This window comes from Nonomuraea sp. NPDC052634, from assembly GCF_040678535.1.
Lineage (GTDB): Bacteria > Actinomycetota > Actinomycetes > Streptosporangiales > Streptosporangiaceae > Nonomuraea > Nonomuraea fastidiosa.
This window is the reverse complement of the sequence record NZ_JBFATY010000018.1, coordinates 54,703-77,903: the sequence shown is the minus strand read 5'-3', so window position 1 is coordinate 77,903 and position 23,201 is coordinate 54,703. Positions and strand designations below refer to the sequence as shown.

22 protein-coding genes and 2 pseudogenes are annotated in these 23,201 nt (G+C 70.9%); 12 read left to right on the top strand and 12 right to left on the bottom strand.

Annotated elements, in window-relative coordinates:
• Positions 1 to 2: 2 nt before the first annotated feature.
• The 3 genes from AB0K67_RS38990 to AB0K67_RS38980 form a co-directional block, all read right to left on the bottom strand.
• Positions 3 to 1,811, bottom strand: a complete 1,809-nt coding sequence (locus tag AB0K67_RS38990) for a glycoside hydrolase family 18 protein (protein WP_364070235.1) — start codon at positions 1,809 to 1,811, stop codon at positions 3 to 5.
• 64 nt (positions 1,812 to 1,875) lie between these two features.
• On the bottom strand, positions 1,876 to 3,315 hold the full coding sequence (locus tag AB0K67_RS38985) for a carbohydrate-binding protein (RefSeq protein WP_364070232.1): 1,440 nt from the start codon (positions 3,313 to 3,315) through the stop codon (positions 1,876 to 1,878).
• A complete protein-coding gene (locus AB0K67_RS38980; RefSeq protein WP_364070229.1) occupies positions 3,312 to 4,886 on the bottom strand; it encodes a cellulose binding domain-containing protein in 1,575 nt (524 codons plus the stop codon). Before AB0K67_RS38980 ends, AB0K67_RS38985 begins: the two co-directional genes overlap by 4 nt.
• Before the next feature lie 361 nt (positions 4,887 to 5,247).
• On the opposite strand from AB0K67_RS38980, the gene leuE reads away from it, so the two are divergent.
• Together leuE and AB0K67_RS38970 are read left to right on the top strand one after the other, a co-directional pair.
• Positions 5,248 to 5,907 carry a leucine efflux protein LeuE gene (gene leuE, locus AB0K67_RS38975; RefSeq protein WP_364070227.1) on the top strand — a complete coding sequence of 220 codons (660 nt, stop codon included), beginning with the start codon at positions 5,248 to 5,250 and terminating at the stop codon, positions 5,905 to 5,907.
• Between the two features lie 211 nt (positions 5,908 to 6,118).
• Entirely contained in the window at positions 6,119 to 6,760 is a 642-nt protein-coding gene (locus tag AB0K67_RS38970; RefSeq protein ID WP_364070224.1) for a VC0807 family protein, read from the top strand.
• Here the strand turns inward: AB0K67_RS38970 and AB0K67_RS38965 are convergent.
• Positions 6,668 to 7,651: a hypothetical protein gene (locus AB0K67_RS38965; RefSeq protein ID WP_364070222.1), complete on the bottom strand. Its 984-nt coding sequence runs from the start codon at positions 7,649 to 7,651 to the stop codon at positions 6,668 to 6,670. The genes AB0K67_RS38970 and AB0K67_RS38965 overlap by 93 nt on opposite strands.
• Positions 7,644 to 8,876: a histidine kinase gene (locus AB0K67_RS38960; protein ID WP_364070220.1), complete on the bottom strand. Its 1,233-nt coding sequence runs from the start codon at positions 8,874 to 8,876 to the stop codon at positions 7,644 to 7,646. Before AB0K67_RS38960 ends, AB0K67_RS38965 begins: the two co-directional genes overlap by 8 nt.
• A 393-nt stretch (positions 8,877 to 9,269) precedes the next feature.
• On the opposite strand from AB0K67_RS38960, the gene AB0K67_RS38955 reads away from it, so the two are divergent.
• The 6 genes from AB0K67_RS38955 (at position 9,270) to AB0K67_RS38930 (ending at position 14,227) form a co-directional block, all read left to right on the top strand.
• On the top strand, positions 9,270 to 9,887 hold the full coding sequence (locus AB0K67_RS38955) for a DedA family protein (protein WP_364070217.1): 618 nt from the start codon (positions 9,270 to 9,272) through the stop codon (positions 9,885 to 9,887).
• Between the two features lie 37 nt (positions 9,888 to 9,924).
• Positions 9,925 to 10,725, top strand: a complete 801-nt coding sequence (locus AB0K67_RS38950) for a DMT family transporter (RefSeq protein ID WP_364070215.1) — start codon at positions 9,925 to 9,927, stop codon at positions 10,723 to 10,725.
• A gap of 65 nt (positions 10,726 to 10,790) precedes the next feature.
• Entirely contained in the window at positions 10,791 to 11,996 is a 1,206-nt protein-coding gene (locus tag AB0K67_RS38945) for a glycosyltransferase (protein ID WP_364070272.1), read from the top strand.
• Complete coding sequence (locus AB0K67_RS38940) at positions 11,993 to 12,700, top strand: DUF998 domain-containing protein (RefSeq protein ID WP_364070213.1); 708 nt, start codon at positions 11,993 to 11,995, stop codon at positions 12,698 to 12,700. The genes AB0K67_RS38945 and AB0K67_RS38940 overlap by 4 nt, the downstream gene beginning before the upstream one ends.
• A gap of 49 nt (positions 12,701 to 12,749) precedes the next feature.
• Positions 12,750 to 13,493: a cytochrome P450 gene (locus AB0K67_RS38935; RefSeq protein ID WP_364070210.1), complete on the top strand. Its 744-nt coding sequence runs from the start codon at positions 12,750 to 12,752 to the stop codon at positions 13,491 to 13,493.
• A complete protein-coding gene (locus AB0K67_RS38930; protein ID WP_364070208.1) occupies positions 13,490 to 14,227 on the top strand; it encodes an isocitrate lyase/phosphoenolpyruvate mutase family protein in 738 nt (245 codons plus the stop codon). Before AB0K67_RS38935 ends, AB0K67_RS38930 begins: the two co-directional genes overlap by 4 nt.
• On the opposite strand, the gene AB0K67_RS38925 is transcribed toward AB0K67_RS38930, so the two are convergent.
• Complete coding sequence (locus tag AB0K67_RS38925; RefSeq protein WP_364070206.1) at positions 14,200 to 14,373, bottom strand: hypothetical protein; 174 nt, start codon at positions 14,371 to 14,373, stop codon at positions 14,200 to 14,202. The genes AB0K67_RS38930 and AB0K67_RS38925 overlap by 28 nt on opposite strands.
• A 38-nt stretch (positions 14,374 to 14,411) precedes the next feature.
• Between AB0K67_RS38925 and AB0K67_RS38920 the strand changes: the two genes are divergently transcribed.
• From AB0K67_RS38920 to AB0K67_RS38905, 4 genes and pseudogenes are all read left to right on the top strand, one after another.
• Complete coding sequence (locus AB0K67_RS38920; protein ID WP_364070204.1) at positions 14,412 to 14,690, top strand: BTAD domain-containing putative transcriptional regulator; 279 nt, start codon at positions 14,412 to 14,414, stop codon at positions 14,688 to 14,690.
• A pseudogene (locus AB0K67_RS38915) lies at positions 14,648 to 14,737 on the top strand (BTAD domain-containing putative transcriptional regulator); the annotation flags it as partial. The gene AB0K67_RS38920 and the pseudogene AB0K67_RS38915, both read left to right, overlap by 43 nt.
• 421 nt (positions 14,738 to 15,158) lie before the next feature.
• Complete coding sequence (locus AB0K67_RS38910) at positions 15,159 to 15,455, top strand: hypothetical protein (protein ID WP_364070201.1); 297 nt, start codon at positions 15,159 to 15,161, stop codon at positions 15,453 to 15,455.
• A 189-nt stretch (positions 15,456 to 15,644) separates the two neighbouring features.
• Positions 15,645 to 16,712 (top strand): MFS transporter, encoded by a 1,068-nt coding sequence (locus tag AB0K67_RS38905; protein WP_364070199.1) that lies wholly within the window; start codon positions 15,645 to 15,647, stop codon positions 16,710 to 16,712.
• Positions 16,713 to 16,759: 47 nt separating this feature from the next.
• Here the strand turns inward: AB0K67_RS38905 and AB0K67_RS38900 are convergent.
• The 6 genes and pseudogenes from AB0K67_RS38900 to AB0K67_RS38875 form a co-directional block, all read right to left on the bottom strand.
• Positions 16,760 to 17,170: pseudogene (locus AB0K67_RS38900) on the bottom strand (serine hydrolase); the annotation flags it as partial.
• Between the two features lie 502 nt (positions 17,171 to 17,672).
• Entirely contained in the window at positions 17,673 to 19,067 is a 1,395-nt protein-coding gene (locus AB0K67_RS38895; protein ID WP_364070197.1) for an FAD-dependent oxidoreductase, read from the bottom strand.
• Positions 19,068 to 19,248: 181 nt separating this feature from the next.
• On the bottom strand, positions 19,249 to 20,034 hold the full coding sequence (locus tag AB0K67_RS38890; RefSeq protein ID WP_364070195.1) for an ABC transporter permease: 786 nt from the start codon (positions 20,032 to 20,034) through the stop codon (positions 19,249 to 19,251).
• Entirely contained in the window at positions 20,031 to 20,882 is an 852-nt protein-coding gene (locus AB0K67_RS38885; protein WP_364070192.1) for an ABC transporter permease, read from the bottom strand. The genes AB0K67_RS38890 and AB0K67_RS38885 overlap by 4 nt, the downstream gene beginning before the upstream one ends.
• Before the next feature lie 2 nt (positions 20,883 to 20,884).
• Positions 20,885 to 22,087: a spermidine/putrescine ABC transporter substrate-binding protein gene (locus AB0K67_RS38880; RefSeq protein WP_364070190.1), complete on the bottom strand. Its 1,203-nt coding sequence runs from the start codon at positions 22,085 to 22,087 to the stop codon at positions 20,885 to 20,887.
• Positions 22,088 to 22,108: 21 nt separating this feature from the next.
• Entirely contained in the window at positions 22,109 to 23,200 is a 1,092-nt protein-coding gene (locus AB0K67_RS38875) for an ABC transporter ATP-binding protein (RefSeq protein WP_364070188.1), read from the bottom strand.
• Position 23,201: the final 1 nt, after the last annotated feature.

Below are 23,201 nucleotides of genomic sequence, written 5' to 3'. Positions count from 1 at the left end.
GGTCAGGTGAGTGCGTCGAGGTAGGCGCGGTGCTCGCGGGAGAACTCCTTTCCGTTGAAGGCGTCCCAGTTGATCGACCAGGCCATGAGCCCGCGCAGGTCCGGGTAGACGCCGCGCGGCCGGTACGACCCGCAGCCGCTGCCTTTGGCCAGGCAGTCGAAGGCCTTGTGCACCTCGGAGACGGTGGTGAACCCGTTGCCCGCGTTCGGTGAGGCGGGCAGGCCGATGGCCACCTGGTCCTGGCGCAGCGGCGGGAACACGTTGGCGGGGTCGCCCGCGATGGGGAAGCCGGCCAGCAGCATGTCCGTCATGGCGATGTGGAAGTCGTGCCCGCCCATCGTGTGGTACTGGCCGTCGAGGCCCATGATCGGTCCTGAGTTGTAGTCCTGCACGTGGAGCAGGGTGAGGTCGTCGCGCAGGGCGTGGATGACGGGCAGGTAGGCCCCGCTCCTGTTGTCGGCCGTGCCGTTCGGTCCCGGGCCGTAGAACTGGTGGCCGAGCTGGACGAAGAACGTCTCCGGCGCCATGGTGAGCATGAAGTCGTCGCCGTAGCGGCTCTTGAGGGTCTTGAGCGCGGAGATGAGGTTGACGATGACCGGGGTGGTCGGGTGGCCGAGGTCGGTGTCGCCCGGGTTCAGGTAGAGGGAGTGGCCTTCGAAGTCGATGTCGAGGCCGTCGAGCCCGTACGTGTCGATGATGGCGGAGACGGAGCCGACGAACGCGTCGCGGGCGGCCGTGGTGGTGAGCTGGACCTGGCCGTTCTGGCCGCCGATCGAGAGCAGCACCTTCTTGCCCTGGGCCTGCTTGGCCTTGATGGCGGCGATGAACTCCGGCTCCGGTTCGACGCCCGGGCATTCGGAGGCGGGGCAGCGGTTGAAGCGGATGTCGCCCGAGGTGACGGAGGTGGGCTCGCCGAAGGCGAGCTGGATGACGTCCCACTCGTCGGGTACGTCGCTCATGCGGATGTAGCCGGAGCCGTTGGCGAACGAGGCGTGCAGGTAGCCGACCATGACCCGCTCGGGCAGTTCGCTCCCGCCTCCGCCGGCGTCGGTCGTGGTGCCGGTGACCGGGCCGGAGTATGGGGAGCAGTTGCCCGCGGCGTCGCAGGCGCGCACGCGGAAGGCGTACGAGGTCCGCGGGGCCAGGCCGGTCGCGGTGAACCTGGTGCCGGTGACGGCGGTGGGGGCGTCGCCGTCCCTGGACACCTCGTACCTGGCCACGCCGGTGTCGTCGGACGAGGCGGACCAGCTCACGTCGAGGCTGCTCGCGGTGGCGCGGCCGACGGTGACGTTCCCCGGGACGGTGGGCGGCTGGGTGTCCTCCTGGGGGTCGCCGCCGCCGGGGCCGTCGAGCTCGACGTCGTCGGCGAGGTAGGGGCCCTGGCCGTACCAGCCGTTGAGGTGCACGGTCACCGATGTGGTGGCGGGGCCGGTGGTGAAGGAGGTGGTGAGCTGCGTCCAGGCCGCGCCGGGCGAGGCCCAGGTGCTGGCGTCGACGCCGTCGCCGGTGGCGCCGAGGAAGACGTACGAGCCATGCACCCAGGCCGAGAGCCGGTAGGCGGTGTCCGGCTGGACGGTGATGGTCTGCTCGCAACGGGCCAGGTCGTCGCCCTGCGGGGTGGCGCGCAGGGCTTGGGTGCCGCCGTGCACGGGTGAGGTGACGGTCTCGGCGTGCGAGCAGGTCCAGCCGGTCAGGCCGGACTCGAAGCCGGGGTTGACGGCGATGTCGGCGGCATGTGCCGGGACGGCGGGACGTGCTGTGAACGCGGTGAGTGCGGCGGCGAGGAGGACCGCCGGTGCTCGGGATCTCATGCTGTCCTCACGGGTGGCCTCACTGGGGCCCGCCCCTGTGCGAAGGGGCGGGCCGGTCGGTGACTCAGAAGCCGGCGGTGATCCTGGTGAACTCCCAGTCGGCCTGCGCGATGCCGCTGCAGTTCGAGACCACGCCGCCGCCGGGGCAGCCGCGGTCGCGGTTGACCGCCCAGTACGCCATCCTGGTCAGGCCCTTGGAGTTGGCCCAGTCGCGGATCTGGGTCCAGGTGGCGGGGGTGGTCAGCTCCTGCTGGTCGGACAGGCCGTTCATGCCGGAGATGCCCATGTGGGCGTAGGCCTGCGCGTCGGTCCAGCCGTAGGCGTTCTTGAGCACGTTCTTCAGGCCCTCGGCGGCGTTGACGGTGTCCTGGTAGATGTTGGAGCTGCCGAAGTCGAACGGCATGATCGTGAAGTTGTCGATCGGCACGTTGAGCGCCTTGGCCTGGTTGATGAGGCGGACGCCGTGGTTGTTCGGGCCGGTCCGCTCGGTGCCGAAGGTGACGACGATCTTGATGTTCGGGTTGTTCTGCTTGACGATCTTGAGGGCGTTCAGGATGCGGTCCTGGACGGTGTAGTCGGCGAACTCGTCGGTGTTCTCGATGTCGAAGTCCACGACGTCGGGGCCGACGGCGTTGATGACCTGCTGCACCGCGTTCGCGTACGCCTGCGGTGACGAGCAGTTGGGGCCGAGCTTGTTGCCCTGCCAGCCGCCGAAGGAGATCTGGACCTGGCCGCCCTTCGACTTGATCGTGTTGATCGCCTGCTGGTCGGGGCCGCCGGTCAGCGGCCTGTTGCCGTCCCACGCCGGGGTGCAGCCGCCACTGGACAGGATGAACGCCATCGTGAACCCCTTGACGCCGGTCGCGTCCATCACCGTGCCGGGGTTCGGCGGGTTGCCCCAGCCCATGTAGAGGTAGGGGGCTCCGGCCATCTTCGTCGGGTTGGGCCCGGGGTTGCCGTCGCCCGCGGAGGTGGTCGCGGTGACGGAGTTGCTGGCGCCGGACAGGTTGCCCGCGGCGTCGCGGGCGCGGACGGTGTAGGTGTAGCTGGTGCTCGGGGCGCGGCCGGTGTCGGTGTACGACGTGCCGGTCACGGTGGTGACCAGGGTGCCGCCGCGGTAGACGTTGTAGCCGGTGACGCCCACGTTGTCGGTGGAGGCGTTCCAGGCCAGGGAGACGCTGCTGGAGGTGACGCCGGTCGTACGGAGGTTGCCGGGCGCCGACGGGGGCGTGGTGTCGTTGCCGCCGCCCGAGCCGCGCTGCCACAGTGCGGGCACGTTCGGCGGCTCCCAGCCGGGCAGCGAGGTGTGGGCCTGCAGGCACACGTAGTCGACGCCCTGGTAGGTGACGACCGCGCCGACCGCGTACGAGGTGTACGGCGCCCACTCGGCGGCGAGCTGCCTGACCTGCTGAACGGTGGCCTGTGCGGGAGCCGCGAGCCCCGCGCCGGTCAGCGCGAGTGCCACGCCGGTCGCTAAAGCGATGACTCTGCTGCGAATTCTCATGGCATCCCCTGGAGGTGAGGCTTGACGGTCTTGGAGAACGACCAGTTGTTGCTCGCGTCCCAGTTGATGGACCAGGTCATCGCGCCCCGGATGTCCGGGTAGGCGCGCGGCGGCACGAACGATCCGCAACTGGTGCGCTTGGCCAGGCAGTCGAGTGCCTGGTTGACGACGGAGGGCGCGACGACGCCGCCGCCGGCCGCGCCGGGACCGGCGGGCAGGCCCAGCGCCACCTGGTCGGGGCGCAGGCCGTTCTCGAGCTGGATGCAGGCCAGGGCGGTGATGAAGTTCACCGAGCCCTGCGCGTACGCCTGGGCCTGGTCGCAGCCGAGCATGCTGCCGGAGTTGTAGTACTGCGTGTGGACGACGGTGAGGATGTCCTTGATCGACAGGGCGAGCTTGAAGTACTCCATCCCGGTCGTCTGCATGTCGATGGTCTGCGGGGCCATGGTGATGATGAGGCCGTCGCCCGCCTTGGCGCGCAGCGACCTGAGGGCCTGGGCCATGTAGGTGGCGTTGAGGCCGTTCTCCAGGTCGATGTCCACGCCGTCGAAGCCGTAGCTCTGCATGAGCGCGTACACCGAGTCGGCGAAGCGGGTCGCCGCGGCGGCGTCGGCCACCTGCACCCGGCCGGCCTCGCCGCCGACCGAGAGGATCACCTTCTTGCCGCGCTGTTTCAGGGCCTGGACGTCGGCCTTGAACTGGGCGTCGGTGTAGCCGCCGAGCGCCGTGGCCAGCTCGCCGTCCACGGCGAAGGTGACCTCGCCGGGGCTCGCGGTGGCCTCGCCGAACGCGACGGCGATCAGGTCGTACTCGTCGGGCACGGCCGAGAGCCTGAGCTCGACGGCCGGGTTGACGAAGTTGTGCCAGTAGCCGGTGAGGAAGTGCTTGGGCAGGTCGTTCGGGCTTCCGGTGCAGCCGGTGGTGGTGGCGGTGACGTCGCGTCCCGCCGACTCGCCTTGATCGTTGTACGCCTTGACGGTGTAGGTGTGCGTCCGGCAGGCGGCGAGCCCGCCGATGGTGGCCGTGGTGCCGGTGACCGTGGCCTTGACCGTGCCGCCTTCGTAGACGCGGTAGCCGGTGACGGTGCCGCTGGAGGCGCCCCAGGTCAGGGTGATGGAGGTGTCGGTGGCGGTGGCGGTGACCGTTCCCGGCGCGCCGGGGACGCCGGGCTGCGGGGTGTCGTCGCCTTCGCAGGGGGCGCCGTTGAGCGTGCAGCCGGTGACGCCGGGCAGGCCGCCGGGGCTGCCGTTGAAGCCGAAGCTCACGCTGGCCCCGGGTGCGAGCGGGCCGGCCCAGCTCGGCGGGGTGAAGGTGTAGTGCTGCCCGTTCCTGGCCATGACGGCGTCCCAGGCGGACGGGATGCTGTAGCCGGACGGCAGGTCGAACTGCACGTTCCAGGTGGGCAGGGCGGTGGTGGTGCCGTTGGTGACGGTCACCTTGCCTTCGAAGCCGGAGCCCCAGTCGGACACCTTGACGAACGTCGCGGTGGCGGAGGCGGCCTGGGCCGGCGAGGCGTGGAGGGTGAGTGCGGCGGCGGTGGCGAGTGCCAGGAGGATCGCGCGTAATCTCACGGGTCTTTCCTTCGGGGGGGTGTCGCGTGCCGTACGGCTTGCGCAGGGGGGTGAGAACGCAAGCCGTACGGCACGGCCCGCGGAGGTGTGCGCGGGCCTTTCGGGGGTGTCTGCGCGAGACCTTGCTGCGGTTGTCAGGACTGGTTCGGATCGGGATTACTTTTAGGAAACTTTCCTAAGGATTGCCGCGATAGTAGCTTTGACACACCGCGCTTACAAGACCCAAACACGACCTTTGCCGCACGGGACAGATGCCCCGCACGGCGGAGGAGCCGCCCGTACAGAGGGGGACCGGAGCGGGAAAGTCATCGATCTCCGGATATCGTGTGATGTCATCGGTTCGTCCCCTGGAGCAAGCGGCATGTTCTTCGGCATCACCGATTTCTGGGCCTACGCCATCGGCGCCTTCCTGATCATCCTGTTGCCGGGGCCCAACTCGCTCTTCGTGCTCACCCACGCCGCCGCGCACGGCGTGCGGCAGGGCTACCGGGCGGCGTGCGGGGTCTTCGTAGGCGACACGGTGCTGATGTTCCTCAGCGCGGCCGGAGCGGCCTCGCTGCTGCGCTCCAACCCGGTGCTGTTCACCATCGTCAAGTACGCGGGCGCCCTCTACCTCGCCTGGATCGGCCTGCAGATGATCCGCGGCGCGTGGAAGTCGTGGCGGGCCGCCCCCGAGGTGTCGGAGGAGCCCGTGACGGCGGCGCCGTCCAGGTCGGAGCCCCGCCCGTTCCGCAAGGCGCTGACGATCAGCCTGCTCAACCCGAAGGCGATCCTGTTCTTCGTCTCGTTCTTCGTGCAGTTCGTCGACCCCGGCTACCCCAACCCGGCGCTGACGTTCGTCATCCTCGGCGCGGTCATCCAGCTCTTCAGCTTCCTCTACCTGACCGCGCTGATCTTCGGCGGCACGTTCCTCGCCACGCAGTTCCGCCGCCGCAGGCGGCTCGGGGCGGGCCTGACCTCGGGCGTCGGCGTGGTCTTCCTGGGATTCGGCGCGAAGCTCGCCACGGCGTCACTCGGCTGAAAGCCGCGGTCAAGGCTCTGCCGGTTTCGTGGAGACAGATCGAACAGGTCAAAGAGGCCGTCACACCACCGGCCCTCAGGTACGGTAAGCCACCGGCGTGTTTCCGGGACGGCGGCGATGACGCTCTGGTGACAGCGAGCGGTCCATCGGGAAAGCCTGGTCCCTGGAAGCCCGGGTAGACGCTGATCGTCGGCCTATCTGCGGAGCAGCCTTGAACCATCATCAGGTCACTCTTCCACGCCTCACCGCGCTCGCCAGGCAGGCGGCTCCCAAGCTGCTCGAGGCGGTCGTGGCGCCGCTGGCCGTGTTCTACCTGGCCATGGTGGTCCTCGGTTTCAAGTGGGCGCTCGCCCTGACCGTCGCGTGGGTCTACCTGGGTGTGATCTGGCGGCTGATCAGGCGGGTGAAGGTGCCCGCGACGATGTACCTCGCCGCGTTCGCGATCACCGTACGCGCGGCCGTGGCGTTCTGGACCGGTACCTGGATGTGGTTCTTCATCCAGCCCGAGATGGGCACGATCTGCATCAGCTTCGCCTTCCTCGCCTCGGTGCGGCTCAACCGGCCGCTCGTGCAGAAGCTCACGCTCGACTACATCCACCTGCCGTCGGCGGTGCTCAAGCACGAGCGGGTACGCCGGTTCTTCGCCCGGATCACCCTGCTGTGGGCGTTCGTGCTGCTGATGAACTCCACGCTCAGCATCGCGCTCGCGGTCTACGAGTCGCTCGCGGGCACATTGGCCGGGTTCATGCTGCTGCGCACGTCAGCGGTGGCCCTGATCAGCGGTACGGCGATCGCGTTCTCGGTCATCGCCTTCAAGCGGCTGCTGCAGCGCCTCCACGTCGTGCACACCTGACCGCGCTGCCGAGCGTTCGGTCAGGAGGAACGCCCCGCACATCCCCATCACCAGCCCGGTCAGCATGCCGAACAGCGCCACGAACCGCTCCAGGCCGCCCTCCCCCGCGCTGACCGGCCCGCCCGCCGCGCTGAGCACCATCGCGTACAGGCCCCAGGAGAACAGCACGGCCGAGCCCAGCCAGAGCAGCGCCAGCGGACGCCAGAACGGGCCGTCACCCCTCCTGCGCACGAGCTCGACCAGCGCGAACGCCGCCGCGATCGCCAGCGCGCCGCGCAGCAGATCCTGCACCGCGAGGTACGGATCCGCCCCGATCACCCCCACCAGCATGATCAGGCCGAGCGCCACGGCCACTGGAAAAGCGCCCCAGGCGATCACCCGCTGCAGCGGCGCGGAAGGGCTGGGGAAGGCGAGCGAGAGCCGGGTGGTGAAGACCGCAGGCCAGCGGTCCCTGGCGTAGAGCACGAACGCGGCCAGCAGGCCCACGCCCTGGCCGACGAAGCCGCCGTACACCATCGCGTAGACCCACGGCTCGATGGGACCTCCGCTCAGCGCCTCCAGCCCGGATGCGGCCAGCACGACCGGCGCGCTGACGACCACCACCGACAGCAGGCCGGAGCCGACCCACAGCGGCAGCAGCACCAGCCAGGCCGGCAGGCGCATGCCCCAGCGCATGGTGAAGGCCAGCGCCGGCAGCAGGCCGACGGCGTTCATGCCGAACGTCATCGCGTTCAGCCCGATCATCGCCGGGTCGCCCATCAGGGCGGGGTCGCCGACGCCGACGTAGTGTCCGGCCAGCCAGAACAGCTTCAGCGTGAGATAGGGCAGCATGGCGGCGACCGCCACGATCGCGGCGGTGACACGGCCGATGCCGGGTCGTGCGTCAGTCATGCTCCGAGGGTGTCGCGACGGGCTCCCGCGCTCCTCCCGAGCGGCAGGGATCCTCCTCCCTCTCATGGGGGAGGGTCACGTCGAGCTCGAAGCCGCCGTCGAGGGGGCGCGCGGTCAGCGTGCCGCCGGCCAGCCGGACCCGCTCGCGCAGGCTCGCCAGTCCCAGACCGCCCCTGCGGGCCGTGGGCCGCGTGCGCGGCGGCCCGTTGCGCACGCGTACGCGGTGCGGCGAGACCGACACCACGACCTCGGCGCCCGGCGCGTGCTTGGCCGCGTTCGTGAGACCTTCCTGCACCACCGGACCGGCCAGGGCGGGCATCGGGCCGCCCGCCAGGTCGAGCCTGATCGCCATGCCGGAGACCGCGGCCCTGTGCACCAGCTCGGGCACCGACTCCCCCGGCGCGGGTTCCGCGGGCCTGTCCAGGGGCGTCAGCGGCGCGGCGTCGGCGTCGTCACGCAGAATCCCGATGATCTGCCGCAGCCGCTCGGTGGCCTCGGAGGCCGCCTCGCGCAGCTCGCCGACCGCCTTGACCTGGGCGGGCGCCAGCCCGTGCGCCAGCTCCAGCCCCGCCGCCCTGACCGCGATCAGCGCGAGGTCGTGGCCGAGCGAGTCGTGCATGTCGCGCGCGATGCGCGCCCGCTCCCGCAGCCTGGCCTGCGCCTCGACCGACAGCCTGGCCTGCCGCGCCTGATGCAGCAGCCTCCTGCGCAGCACGCCCAGCAGGTACGGCACCACGTACGTGCCGAGCAGCGCGGTGACCATCGACACCCACCAGGCGAGGTCGCCGCCCATCCACAGCACCACGGCCACGCCGACGAGCGTGATCAGGCAGAAGGCCGCCAGCGCCGGCGTCGTGCGGGCCAGCCGCCGGCCGGTCAGGTAGGCGTACCACATGACGAACGGCGTGGTCGGCAGCAGCGGCAGGATCTTGACGTCGCGCCGGGGCAGCAGCCACGTCAGGTCCACCGTCGCGAACCCCTCGGCGAACCGCCACGGCCCGAGCGGCAGCAGCAGGATCAGCGCGGCCAGCGGCCAGCGGCGGCCCACCAGCACGGCCACCGTGGCAAGGCCCCAGCGCGGCAGGGTCACCATGGCGAACCGCGCGGGATCGAGGAAGGGGTCGGCTCCCATCGCGGCGATGATCACGCACAGCCCCGCCCAGAGCAGCAGGTCATAGACCACCTGGCGGGGGCTCTCGCGGCGGAGCTGACGCAGATACCTCACACCTGCCGACGTTATCTCCCGGTGGCCGCGGCGGGGACCGACGGAGGTCGAGTACGGCACCTGACGAAAGTCAGGGTGGGGTGCCGCCCACCGTGACGGTAGGGCTAGCCCTACCTGGAAATCGCCTACCTCCACTCCTGATTTCGCCGCCGCGAAAGGCTTGGATCGATGGTGTCATCGGGAGAGGTTCACCGGCCCGACCCCGACGAAAGTAGGGGACGGACCGTGCCGATCGACCGATGTGCGTGACCTGCGGAGTCCCTACCTTCCAGGGGTGGCGGCCCTGACCCGAATCGGGGACAGGGCCGCGTTCGACCCGGGGCATCCCCGATACCCCGGGACATCCCGCACGGACAGTCTGTGTGGTGCCCCCAACGATCGGAGTACGCGCCCATGTCGCACGCCATCCTCGACTTCCTTGAACAAGTGATGTCGTCGCCGTGGCTGTATGTCGCGCTGTTCGCCCTGTCGGTGCTCGACGGGTTCTTCCCGGTCGTGCCGGCCGAAACGGCCGTCATCACCGCGGCGGTGTTCGCGGCCTCGGGCCAGACCGAGCTGGTCCTGGTCATTGTGGTCGCGGCACTGGGCGCGTTCGCGGGTGACCACATCTCGTACCTGATCGGCAACAAGTCGGCGGGCAGGCTGCGGGAGAAGAAGGCGATGGTCTGGGCGCGGAACGCGCTGGCGGAACGCGGCGGGCTCGTCCTGGTCGTGGCCAGGTACATCCCGGGCGGCCGCACCGCGACCACGCTGACCATGGGCGCCGTACGGCATCCGCTGCGCTCGTTCAGCTTCTTCGACGCGATCGCGGCGGGCTCGTGGGGCCTGTACTCCGGCCTGATCGGCTACTTCGGCGGCATGGCGTTCGAGAAGGACCCGATCAAGGGGCTGCTGCTGGGCCTGGGCATCGCGGTGTCCATCACGGTCGTGGTGGAGGTCGTGCGCTGGGTCAGGAAGCGGCGCGCCACCCAGGCTTCCCCGGAACGCCTTCCGGTGGACACGTCCCTTTGACCCTGCCAGGTGACCATCCGTTCGAAAGGAGTGCGCAATGACTGTGCTGGCCGCGGTGATCGCCCTGGTCGGTTCGCTGTTCTTCGCGCTCGGAGCCGCCCTGCAGCAGTTCGAGGCGGTCGGCACCGCCAAGCCGGGGCTGCTCGTCCTGCTGCGGAGGCCGCGCTGGCTGCTCGGCGGCGCGTCCATCCTCGCGGGTGGTGGCCTGCACATCGTCGCGCTCGGGCTCGGCCCGCTCACCGTCGTCCAGCCGATGGGCGTGGCCAGCCTGCTGTTCGCGCTTCCGCTCGCCGCCGCGCTGCACAACCGCAGGCCCTCACGTAAGGAGCTGGCGGCCGCGGTCGTGGTGGCGGCCGGGCTGGTCGGCCTGGTGCTGCTGGTGCCGGAGTCCGACGGGCCCACGTATCTCAGCCCGAGCGGCGTGCTGACCCTGCTCGGCGTGGCCGGCGTGGCCGCGGTGCTGCTGTGGGCGGCCTCGCAGGTCGTCTCGCCGGCCGGCCGCGCGGCGCTGCTCGCCACCAGTTCCGGCGTCCTGTACGGCGCCACCGCCACGCTCATGCGCGTGCTGGTGGACGGCGGCTGGAACTGGTGGTACCTGCTGGCACTGCCCGTCCCCGCCCTGCTCGCGCTCATGATGCTGCAACGTGCCTACGCCGTCGGGCACTTCGGCGTCTCCTTCGCCGCCCTGCAGATCACCGACCCGCTGACGGCGGTCGCGTTCGGCGCGCTGCTGCTGGGCGAGCCGCTGCCGACCGGGGTCCTGCCCGTCGTGGCGGCGCTGCTGACGGCCGTGGGCACCGTGGCCCTGGCCAGAACGAGCCCACTGGAAACCCGCTGATGTCTCTGACCGAAATCCCGGCCGACCCTGAGTCCGTAATGAAGATGGAGTCACCTCTCATGGCCATGCCTCTGCACAGCACCCCCCAGGCCCCGTCGCTCCGCCCCGCCCCCGAGCGGCCCCGCCGCGTGCTGATCTCGACCGACACCTACCCGCCGGATGTGAACGGCGCCGCGTACTTCACGCACCGCCTGGCCACCGGCCTGGCCGCGCGCGGCAACGAGGTGCACGTGGTGTGCCAGTCGGAGACCGGCCCGGCCACCGCGAACGTCGAGGACGGCGTGGTCGTGCACCGATTGCGCTCGGCGCCGCTGCTGGTCCACCCGACGATGCGGGTCACCGTGCCGACCCGGCTCGACCGGCTGATCGCCGACATCAACCCCGACGTGCTGCACACCCAGGGCCACTTCGTGGTCGGCAGGGCCGCCATCGCCGCCGCCCGCCGCGCCGGGGTGCCGATCGTCGCCACCAACCACTTCATGCCCGACAACCTCTTCCAGTTCGCGCACATCCCGGCGCGGCTGCGCAAGCAGGCGGGCCGGCTCGCCTGGCGCGACTTCAGCCGCGTCTTCAACCGGGCCGACCACATCACCACGCCCACCCCGCTGGCCGCCAAGCTCCTCGCCGACCAAGGCTTCCGCCGCGAGGTCGAGGCGGTCTCCTGCGGCATCGACCTGACCAGGTTCCACCCGCGCCCCGAGCCGAAGTCGTGGGCCCGCAAGAACTTCGACCTGCCGGACCGGCCGACCGTGCTGTTCGTCGGCCGCCTCGACGAGGAGAAGCACCTGGAGGAGCTGGTCCGCGCGCTGCCGATGGTGCTCAATGAGACCGACGCCCAGCTCGCGCTGGTCGGCAAGGGCAACCAGCGCGCCGAACTGGAGCGGCTGGCGGGGCGCATCGGCGTCGGCGACCGGGTGTTCTTCCTCGGGTTCGTGCCGGACGAGTCGATGCCGCAGGTGTTCGCCGCCGCCGACGTGTTCGGCATGCCGGGCATCGCCGAACTGCAGAGCATCGCGACGCTGGAGGCCATGGCCTCGGGGCTGCCCGTGGTGGCCGCCGACGCGATGGCGCTGCCGCACCTGGTCGACGCCAACGGCTACCTCTACCAGCCCGGCGACGTCGTCGCGCTGGCCCGCCACCTGACCACGATCCTCACCGACGACGAGCTGCGCGCCAAGATGGGCAAGGCCAGCAGGGAGATGGCGCTCACCCACGACGACCAGGCCTCGCTGGCCAGGTTCGAGCGCATCTACGACGAGGTGGCGCGATGACGCGAAGCCGGACCCTGTGGAGCACAGTGCTCCTCACCGTGGTGTCGGCGGGCGCGCTGGTCTACGCGGAGGTGACGCTGCCCTGGCAGGTGCTGCTGAGCGACTACGCGCTGGTCCCCGGCGGCCTGGTGCCCGTGCTCATCGGGATGCTGGCACTCGCGGGAGCGTGCCTGAGTCTCGCGTACGGGCTGGCCGCCGCCGATCCCGCGCGGACCGCGGCGACCAGGGTGCTGCTGGTGGCCGGCGCCGCCGGGCTGATGATGAGCGCGATCTTCCCGACCGACCCGGGGACCTCGCAGGTGGGCACGGTGTCCGGCGAGATCCACCGCTGGTCGGCGGCGATCGTCTTCACCTCGCTGCCCGTCGCCGGCTGGGCGCTGGCCAGGGGACGCGGCGGCGCGCCCCGCTGGAACGCCGTGCGCTCGATGGCCGTGGTCTCCGGGGTGTCGCTCGCGGTCTACCTGGCCGCCCACCCGGCCTCGTTCACCTCGCCGCTCATCGGGGGCGCGGCCTACTACGGGCTGCTGGAGCGCGCCGTGGTGCTGGCCGAGATGGGGCTGCTCGTCACCATGGCGGTGGCGACCGCCACAGGCCGCCCGGCCGTCAGGACCGCGCACGACCACGCGAGCACGGGCCAGGTCCCGGCGGAGCGGCGCTCTGACCACCCCGAGCGGCCGGGCGAGCAGGAGCGGCTGGCCGCATGACGCCCACACTTCGGGCGGCGTCGAAGGAACGCCGTCCTAGCGTGGCTCCATGCTCATCACACGCCATGCCGCAGCCGAGGCCGTGCTCGCCGACCCCAGGTACGTGCCGCCTCCCGTCCCTCAGGACGGCGCGGAGGCAACCCTGGCCTGGCTGCGCGCCAGGGTGTCGCGCTTCAGCACCGGCGCCACGCACGCCGAGCGCCGCCGCGCCCTGGTCGCGCTGCTCGACGGCATCGATCCCGCTGAGCTGCGGGTGCGGGCCAGGGCGCTGACCGAACGGCGAAACGGTGACTGGCGCGGAGTGCCCACGGAAGTGCTCGGGGCCGCGCTCGGCGTCGCGGACACCGCTCCCGTGGCCGACGCCGCGGCCGGCTACCTGTCGGGCGAGTCAGGCCCGGCCGCCGACGCCGCCGTCGCGAAGCTGCTCGCCACGACCGGCATCCCCGAGATCACCCTGCTCCTCCAGGCCCACACCGCCACCGAGACCCTCATCGAGCACGCGCTGCGCCGTCTCACCCTTGGTACGGACGCGGACGCGCTGCTGCGCGAGACGCTCCGGCACGATCCGCCGCTCACGGTCACCCGCAGGATCGACACGGAAACGGGCGACGAGGTGACGATCGACCTGGTGGCCGCCAACCGCGACCCTGATGTCTTCCCCGACCCGGAACGCTTCGACCCGCACCGCGCGCACTCCCCGCACCTGACCTTCGGCCACGGCGTGCGCCCCTGCCCGGGGCCCGCCCACGCGCTCGCCCTGGCGGCGGGCGTGCTGGAGGGACTGCTGCCGTGAACTTCCGCGACCTGCACCGCCCCGGCGACCCCTTCCTGCTGCCCAACGCCTGGGACTACGGCTCGGCCGCACTGCTCGCCGCCCATGGCTTCCCCGCGATCGGCACGACGAGCCTCGGCGTCTCCGCCGTGCACGGCAAGCCGGACGCGGCCGGCGCGACCAAGGCCGAGACGATCGGGCTGGCCAAGACGATCAGCGGACTCGGCGTCATGGTCACCGTGGACATCGAGGGCGGGTTCAGCGACGACCCCGGCGAGGTGTCCGACCTGGTGGCGACGCTCGCCGCGATCGGCGTCGCGGGCGTCAACCTGGAGGACGGCCGCCCCGACGGCACGCTGCGCCCGATCGAGCTGCACCAGCGCATCATCGAGGCCGCCAAGGGCCACGGGGTGTTCGTCAACGCACGTACGGACACGTGCTGGCTGAAGACCGGCGACACTCTGGAGCGGGTACGCGCCTACGGCCACGCCGACGGGATCTTCGTGCCCGGCCTGAGCGACCCCGCCGCGATCGCCGAGGTGGTCGCCGCCACGCCGCTGCCGGTCAACGTGCTCTACCAGCCCGACGGCCCGCCGCTCGCCCGGCTCGCCGAGGCCGGAGTGGCCAGGGTGAGCACCGGGTCGCTGCTCTACCGGGCCGCGCTGGGGGCGGCGCTGGGCACGGCGCTCGGCGTACGGGGGGAGCCCGCTCCGCCCATCCCGACTTATCAGGAGATCGCCGCCACGTTGCGCTGATAATCGAAGGTATGCGCTTCCGGATCCTCGGCCCCACCGCCGCGTGGCGGGCCGACGGCGAGCCGGTGGAGCTGGGCGGGCCCCGAGTACGCGCCCTGCTCACCCTGCTCGCCCTGGATGCGGGCCGCATCGTCGGCGCCGGACATCTGGTGGCCGGCATGTACGGCGGCGATCCCCCGAAGGTGTGGCCAACGCGCTGCAGTCCCAGGTCTCCCGGCTGCGCAGGGCGCTCGGCCGCGACCGCGTCGAGTTCCACCCGGCGGGCTACCGGCTGGTCGCCGGCCCCGAGGACGTGGACGCCCGCCGCTTCGAGCGGCTGGCCCGCGAGGGCCGGCAGGCGCTGGCCGGCGGCGACGCCGGGCGGGCCGCGGCGCTGCTGCGCGAGGCACTGGAGCTGTGGCGGGGCGCGCCGCCCAGCTCATGCGCGCCCTGTACGGCAGCGGCCGCCAGGCGGAGGCGCTGACCGTCTACGAGGACGCGCGGAAGCTGCTGGACGAGGAGCTGGGCGTCACACCCGGCCCAGAACTGGCCGCCGCCCACCTGGCCGTCCTGCGGGCCGACCCGGCACTGGCCCCGCCACCCCACCCGCCGATCGCCTCCCCCACCCGCCCCGCTTTCACGCCGCCCGGAAGCCCGGCTGCCAAGCCCGCGCCCGCAGCCGCCGAGCCCGTCGCCGCAGCGCTCGCCCACTCCACCATCCCTCCGGCCGGCTCGGAGCCGTCGGCCGCCGGCAGACCGCCGGGGAACGGGCGGCCGGGGCCGCTGCGGGTCGGGGTTACGCGGCCAGATCACCGGCTTCGTCGGCCGTACCGAGGAGCTGCGCCAGGTCGAGGAGAGCCTGCGGGACGGCCGGCTGCTCACGCTGGTCGGCCCAGGCGGGGCGGGCAAGACCCGGCTCGCGATCGAGGCGGCGGCGCGGCAGACCGGCGAGGTGTGCTTCGTCCCGCTCGCGCCCATCTCCGGCGGCGTGTCGCAGGCGGTGCTGGCGGGCCTGGACATCCGCGACGCCACGACGCACGTCCCCGAGCGTCACCACGTCGATCCCGTGGACCGGCTGGTGTCCGCGCTGGCCGGCAGGGAGCTGCTGCTGATCCTGGACAACTGCGAGCACCTGATCGCGGAGACGGCCGAGCTGGCCGACCACCTGCTGGCCGCCTGCCCCGGCTGCGCGTGCTCGCGACCAGCAGGGAGGCGCTGGGCATCACGGGCGAGTCGCTGCTGCCGGTGACGCCGCTGCGGCTGCCGCCACCGGAGGCGGACGACCCGCTCGGCTACCCGGCGGTGCGGCTGTTCGCCGACCGGGCGGCCGCCGTCCGTCCCGGGTTCGCGGTGGACGACGGCAACCGGGCGGACGTCGTACGGATCTGCCGGGCGCTCGACGGTCTGCCGCTGGCGATCGAGCCTGGAGCACACGGACGTGCTGGTGGCGGGGGCGGCCGGGGTCGTGCTGCTGGGCTGGTTCTGGCTGCGGCAGCGGCGGCTGGCGGACCCGGTGATCGACGTGCGGCTCTTCGCCCGGCGGGCGTTCAGCGCCTCGATCCTGACGAACCTGCTGGCGATCTTCGCGATGTCGGCGATGATGCTGATGTTCTCCTGGTACCTGCAGCTCGTGCTGGGCTGGTCGCCGCTGCCGGCGGGCCTGGCGCAGCTTCCCGGCGGGCTGAGCGGCGCGGTCGGCGGCGTGCTGGCCGCCCGGCTGATCCCGCTGCCGGGCAGGAACGGCGTGGTCGCGCTCGGCCTGGCGATGAACGCGGGCGCGTTCCTCTACTACACGACGCTCGGCACCGAACTGACCTACCTGACACTGGTGCCCGCGATGGTGATCGGCGGGATCGGCATCGGGTTCGCGTTCACCGTCAACAACGACAACGTGCTGGCCACGGCCCCGCGAGAGCGCGCGGGCGCGGCGGCGGCGGTGTCGGAGACGGCGTTCGAGCTGGGCGGCGCGCTCGGCATCGCGGTGCTGGGCACAGTGCTGACGGGCGCGTACCGGAGCAATCTGGAGCTGCCCGCGGGGGTGCGGGGCGAGGCCGCGCGCGAGTCGCTGGCGAGCGCGCTCACCGTGGCCGAGGGACTGCCCGCGGGTCAGGCGGCCGGCCTCGTACGCGCCGCGCAGTCGGCCTTCCTCGACGGCATGCACCTGGCGTCGTACGTCACGGCGGGCATGCTGGCCGCGGTGGCGCTGCTCGCGCTGGTGGGCCTGCGAGGCGTGCCGAAGGTCATCCCGGAGGAGATGCCGGCCGCGGCCCGCTCCCGACCTCCCGCTCAGGGGCGCGCGGCCCGCTCCCCGGCCGGACGGCCGCCCGCTCAGGGGGTGGGGTTGGTGGGGCAGGGCCGGGTGGTCGTGGGCGCGAGGCCGTCGAGCCGCGTCCCGATCATCCTGGCCACGCCCTCGATGGTCTCGATGCCCGTCCCCTCCCCCGGCTGCCGGTCGGTCTGCACCGACAGCAGCAGGTCGCGTCCCGGCCCCGCGACCCGCCCATAGCTGGTCACCGCCCAGGTGTTCTGGATGAACGGCCTGGGCGTCCAGCCGTTCTTGAGCGCCACCCGGTCGCCCGGCCTGGCCGCCGCGCTGACGCCCCACGCCTGGTCCTGCTGAACCTGCTCCATCAGCTCCAGCACCGTCCGCCGGTCGGCCCTGGTCAGCCCCTTGCCGCCCTTGACCAGCACGCGCAGCAGCCGGATGCGGTCGGCGGGGCTGGTCTTGGTGCCGCCCCAGTAGACGCTCGGCCCGGGTGTGGTCTCCCGCAGGCCGATGTCCCGGTAGAAGGAGCTCATCGCACCGCCGCCGCCGACGCGCGACCACAGCGCGTCGGCGGCCTTGTTGTCGCTCTCCTTGATCATGCGTTCCGCGAGGTCGCGCTCACCCTCGCTGAGCCCGGCGTCCCGCCGGTGCAGCAGCGCGACGAGGATGTCCACCTTCGCGCCGCTCGCGGTGATCATGTCGTTCTGGTGCTCGCCCTGGCCGATCCGTACGCCGGTGACCAGGTCGAGCGCGCCGTAGACGATGCGGCCGGGGCGTCCCGCGAGGTAGCGGGCGATATCGCGCTGGAGCCGGGTGCGGGCCAGGGCCGCGCCGCGCGGGTTGGGGATCGCGAGCAGGCAGCGGACGGCTTTGGCCGGGGGGCGTACGAGGATGCCCGCCCCGGCCCGCCCGGCCTCAGGCGGTGCCACGGACGCCGGCTCGCTGCCGCAGCCGGCCACGAGCGTCAGGCTCAGCCAGAGGAGCATCCATCTCGCACGCACGCCACCAACCCCCGATAGCTCGACGGGGGTCGTACGTGAACATGCCCGGCATCACCGGCCCATCCCTCACACTAGGGCTTTCCTGGACAGACCTTCAGCACGCCGTTGCCCGGGCAAGGCCGCGCACCGGCCAGGCGCGCGGCCGTCACCGGCGGCCCGCCCCTCGGTGCGCGGCCCGCAGTCAAGCCCGCATCAGGCGCTAGGAGTCGAAGCCGAGCCCCATCCGGTCGAGCGCGCGCAGCCACAGGTTGCGCTTGCCCTGGTGCTGGTCCGCTTGGGCGATCGACCAGCGGGTGAACTGGATAACCCCGGAACGCACCGGCTCCGGCGGGAACGGAATCGGCTTCTCCTTCACCATGCGCAGCTCGGTCCGCTCGGTCGGCTTGCCGGACAGCAGGTCGAGCATGACGTTCGCGCCGAAGCGGGTGGCCCCGACGCCCATGCCGGTGTAGCCGGCCGCGTAGACCAGCCGGCCGCCGTGCGCCTGCCCGTAGAAGGCGCTGAAGCGGCTGCAGGTGTCGATGACGCCGCCCCAGCGGTGGGTGAAGCGCACCTCGTCGAGCTGCGGGAACGTCTCGTAGAAGTGCCCCGCGAGCTTGACGAACGTCTCGTCGCGCTGCTCGTACTCCGGCTTGACCAGGCCGCCGTTGTAGTAGACGGCGTCGTAGCCGCCCCACAGGATGCGGTTGTCGTCGGTGAGCCGGTAGTAGTGGAACTGATTGCCCGAGTCGCCGACGCCCTGACGGTTGCGCCAGCCCACCGAGGCGAGCTGCTCGTCGGTCAGCGGCTCGGTCATGAGCGCGTAGTCGTACACCGGCACCACGAAGTGCTTGAGCCGGCGCAGCAGCGGCGGGAAGACGCCGGTGCCGAGCGCCACCTGGCGGGCGGCGACCGCGCCGTGCGGGGTGCGCAGGGTGATCGTCTTGCCGTCGTCGTGCAGCGCGCGCACGGGGGTGCGCTCGTGGACGCGTACGCCGAGCCGCAGGCAGGCCTCCCGCAGCCCCCAGGCCAGCCGCGCGGGGTCGAGCATGGCGCAGCCGCTGCGCTCCCAGAGGCCGCCCAGGTAGGTGGGCGAGTCGATCTCGGCGCGCACCTGCTCCGCATCGAGCGGCACGTAGTCGAGCCCGAGGTCGGAGATGATGTCGAGGTGCTCGTGGAGCGCGTCCACCTGCCAGGGCTCGGTGGCGACGTGCAGCTCGCCGGTGCGCTCGAACGAGCAGTCGATGCCGTAGCGGGTGAGCGTGGCCTCGATCTCGTCGAGGTTGGTCACGCCCATGCGTTCGAGTTTGTCGATCTCCTCCGGCCACCGCTCCAGCCCGTTGGCCAGGCCGTGGGTGAGCGTCGCCATGCAGAACCCGCCGTTGCGGCCGGTGGCCGCCCAGCCGATCCTGCGGCCTTCGAGCAGGACGACGTCGAGCGAGGGATCGCGTTCCTTGGCCATCAGGGCCGTCCACAGGCCCGAGAAGCCGCCGCCGACGACGACCAGATCGGCGGTGGTATGTCCGAAGAGCCGCGCCTGCGGCTCGGGTCTGGCCGGGCTGTCCAGCCAGTACGGCTTGCGCTCCGCATCAGCCAGCGCCTTCAGCGGATCCACAAATCCCACTTCCCTACATGTCTACATGTGTGATGAATGAAATTAGCGGGATCAATGAGGTGATCACGCGCGGGTTCCCCCCGCCGGAATCCGATCTCGCCTCCCTGTTCCTGGTCAGCAGCCGATCATGTGCGAAAAGCCCCTCCGCGCAGGTGCGGAGGGGTGGTTGTGCGACATGGTCTCAGGCACGCCGCCGCGCCGCGACGGCATTGGCGATCGCGATCAGCACCCCGATACCGAAGATCAGCGTACCCATGACGTTGACCTGCGGCGGGATTCCGGTCTTGACGGCGCCGACGATCCACAGCGGGAACGTGACGGTCGATCCGTTGACGAAGCTGGTGACCACGTAGTCGTCGATCGACAGGGCGAAGGAGAGCATCGCGCCCGCGAGCACGCCCGGCATGATCGACGGCAGCGTGACCTGGCGGAACGTGCCCCAGGCGGTCGCGCCGAGGTCGCGTGCCGCCTCCTCCAGCGCCGGGTCGAGGCCGACGACCCTGGCCCGTACGGTCACCACCACGAACGACAGCGAGAACAGCACGTGCGCGATGATGATCGTGATCGCGTCGCGCGGCACGTTGCCCGAGACGAACAGCGACAGCAGCGAGGCGCCCATGACCAGCTCGGGCGTGGAGATGGCGGCGAAGACGAGGAAGTTCGTGGTCCCCGCGCCGCGGAAGCGGTGCCGGCCGAGCGCGAGGCCCAGCATGGTGCCGATGACAACGGTGACGACCGTGCTGACCACGGCGATCACCAGCGAGTTGCGCAGCGCCGTGGTCAGGTCGGAGATCTCGAACAGCTCGGCGTACCAGCGCAGCGTGAAGCCCTGCCAGGTGGTGTTGGACTTGCTGCGCTTGTCGTTGAAACCGAAGAGGATCATCACGGCGATCGGCGACGACAGCCAGATGATGATCAGCCAGGTGTACAGGTGCAGCAGCCGGTCGCCGAGCCTGGTGCCCCTCATCGCGCCGCCGCCTCGAGGACGTTCTCGGTGCCGAGCGCCCGCGCGTAGATGAAGATGCCGACGAGCAGCACGGCCATCAGCGTGAACGACAGCGCCGACGCGGTCGGGTAGTCGAGGTTCACCAGGTACTCGGTCTGGATGATGTTGCCGATCATGGTGTTGGACGTGCCGCCGAGGATGGCCGCGTTGACCGGGTCGGCCGTGGCGGGCACGAACGTCATGAGCACGCCGGCGAACACCCCGGGCAGCGAGAGCGGCAGCACCACCCGGCGGAAGGCGGCGGCGCGGGTGGCGTACAGGTCCTGGGCGGCCTCGACCACGCGCGGGTCCACGCGTTCGAGCGACACGTAGATCGGCAGGATCATGAACGGCAGGAAGTTGTACGTCAGCCCGCCGACCACCGCGAACGTGGTGGCCAGCACGTGGAAGTCGCCGGGCAGCAGCCCCCAGTCCTTCAGCGTGCCGAACAGGATGCCGTTGTCCGACAGCAGGAAGTTCCAGGAGATCGTGCGCAGCACGAACGAGACGAAGAACGGCAGCAGGAGCAGGAACAGGTAGACGGACTTGCGGGTGCCGGCCTTGAACGCGATCCAGTAGGCCACCGGGTAGCCGATGATCAGCATGGCGACGGTGGCCAGCGCGCCGTACCAGAGCGAGCGGCCGAGCTGGGTGCTGTAGCGGGCGAGCGCGTCGCTGTAGTTGGAGAAGCTGAACGTCAGCGCGTAGCCGTCGATGGCGTTGCCCGTCTGCAGCGACACCGAGGCCATCGCCGCCATGGGCACGACCAGGAAGATCGCCAGCCACAGCCAGCTCGGCAGCGCGAGCAGGTAGGGGGTGAGCCGCCGCATGGTCAGGCCTGGGTGATGGACTGGAAGATCGGGTTGAACACCTGCTCCTGCTCGTTGGTGAGCGGGGTGTACGTGCGCAGCTTGGCGTAGTCGTCCTCGGTGGGGAACATGAGCGGGCTGTCGATCATGCTCTCCAGGTTCTTCTTGGCCTCGCCCTTGGCCGTCTTGGCCTTCTCCCTCAGCAGGTCCTGTACGGCGGGGACCGGGGTGACGAACTGGATGTACTCGTCCAGCTCGGCGGCCACGGCCGGCTGGTAGAGGTAGTCCATCAGCATGAGGGCGTCCACCGGGTTGGCGGCGCCCTTGGGGATGAGCATGTTGTCGGTCCAGATCGTGCCGCCCTCGGCGGGCACCACGAACTTGACCGGCTCGCCGGCGAGCTGCCGCTGGAAGACGTCGCCGGACCAGGCCATGGTCACCCAGACGTCGCCCTTGGCCACCGCGTCGATATACGACTGATCATAATATTTCCGGACAATTCCGGCGTCGCGCTGGGCCTTGAGCTTCTCCCCGGCCTTGCGCCAGTCCGCCTCGGTCGACTTCTCCGGGTCGATGCCGAGCGCGAACATCCCGAAGTTGCCGATCTCCTGGGCGTCGTTCATCATGCCGACCCGCCCCTTGTACTTGGGGTCGAACAACGCCTCGATGCTGGTGATGTCCTCTTTGACGTACTTGGTGTTGTACGCGATGCCGGTCACCCCGGACGTGTACGGCACCGTGTACTTGTTGCCCGGGTCGTACGGCCGCTCCTTGTACTTCTGCCCGGCGTTGGCCTGGAAGTTCGGCAGCTTGGAGTGGTCGAGCGGGATCGCGTAGCCCAGCTCCAGGAAGTGCTGGAGCTGGATGCCGTTGGTCATGACGACGATGTCGTAGCCCAGCGACTGACCGGCCCGCAGCACCGGGTCGGCCGCGCCGAAGAACTCGGCGTTCTCCTGGATGACCTCTTTGTACTCGTACGCGATGCCGGTGTCCTTCTTGAACCGCTCCAGCGGTCCCTTGTCCTCCGGCATGTACTCCGGCCAGTTCGCGAAGACGACCTTGCCGTGCTTGGTCTGCTTGGCCCAGAAATCGGCCACGGCGTCGGGCTTCGGCGGCGCCTGCTTCTGCCCCTGCACGCCACAGGCGGCAAGGGCGAGTCCTGCGGCGGATGCGCCCGCGAGCCTGAAGAGGTCGCGGCGGGAGCGGGGCTGCGTCCATCCACGCATGAGGAGGGGGTCCATGGGGTGCTATCGACTTCCAATCACGTACGAGTGCTGTGCCTGCCAGGACAGCCACACGGAGTCGCCACGCTCCGCCGTCGCCGTCGCGTCATGGCTGTTCTGCTGGAACACGGTGATGACGGTCTCCGCGGCGCCACCGTCGGCCCCCTCGGCGAGTCGCACCGCGTAACTGTTGTAGGTGCCGAGATAGACCACCTCGGAGACGGTGCCGCGGACGGCGCTGCGGTCGCGCGCCGGCTCCTCGGTGCCGATGGTGATCTTCTCCGGCCGGACGGTCACGGTCACCTCGCCGTCGTGCCCCGGCACCAGCACCCGGCCGTCGCCGACCTTCAGCTCACCGCCCGTCGCGGTGCCGGTGAGCAGGTTGGAGGTGCCGATGAAGCCGGCCACGAACGCCGTCGCGGGCCGCTCGTAGATCTCGCGCGGCCCGCCGAGCTGCTCGACCAGGCCGTCCTTCATGACCGCGATGCGGTCGCTCATGGTGAGCGCCTCGTTCTGGTCATGGGTCACGTACACGAACGTGATGCCGACCTCGCGCTGGATGCGCTTGAGCTCGATCTGCATGGCCTGGCGCAGCTTCAGGTCGAGCGCGCCGAGCGGCTCGTCGAGCAGCAGCGCCCTGGGCCGGTTGACCAGCGCCCTGGCCAGCGCCACCCGCTGCTGCTGGCCGCCGGACATCTCGCGCGGCATGCGCTTCTCCCGGCCGGTCAGGTCGACGATCTCCAGCATCTCGCCGACCCGCCGCTTGATCTCGGCCTGCGGCGTCTTGCGCTGCTTGAGCCCGAACGCCACGTTGTCCCAGACGCTCATGTGCGGGAAGAGCGCATAGGACTGGAAGACCATGTTGACGTCGCGCTTGTTCGGCGGGACGTTGGTGACGTCCTGGCCGTGCAGCTTCACCAGGCCCTTCGTGGGCGCCTCGAAGCCCGCGATCATCCTCATGGTCGTGGTCTTGCCGCAACCGGACGGGCCGAGGAGGGAGAAGAACTCCCCCTCGGCGATGTCCAGTGTCACGCCTTTGACCGCCTGGACGACCTCGCCATGCGAGTGATACTCCTTGACGACGTCTTCAAGCTCAATCGCACTCAGCCCGGTCATA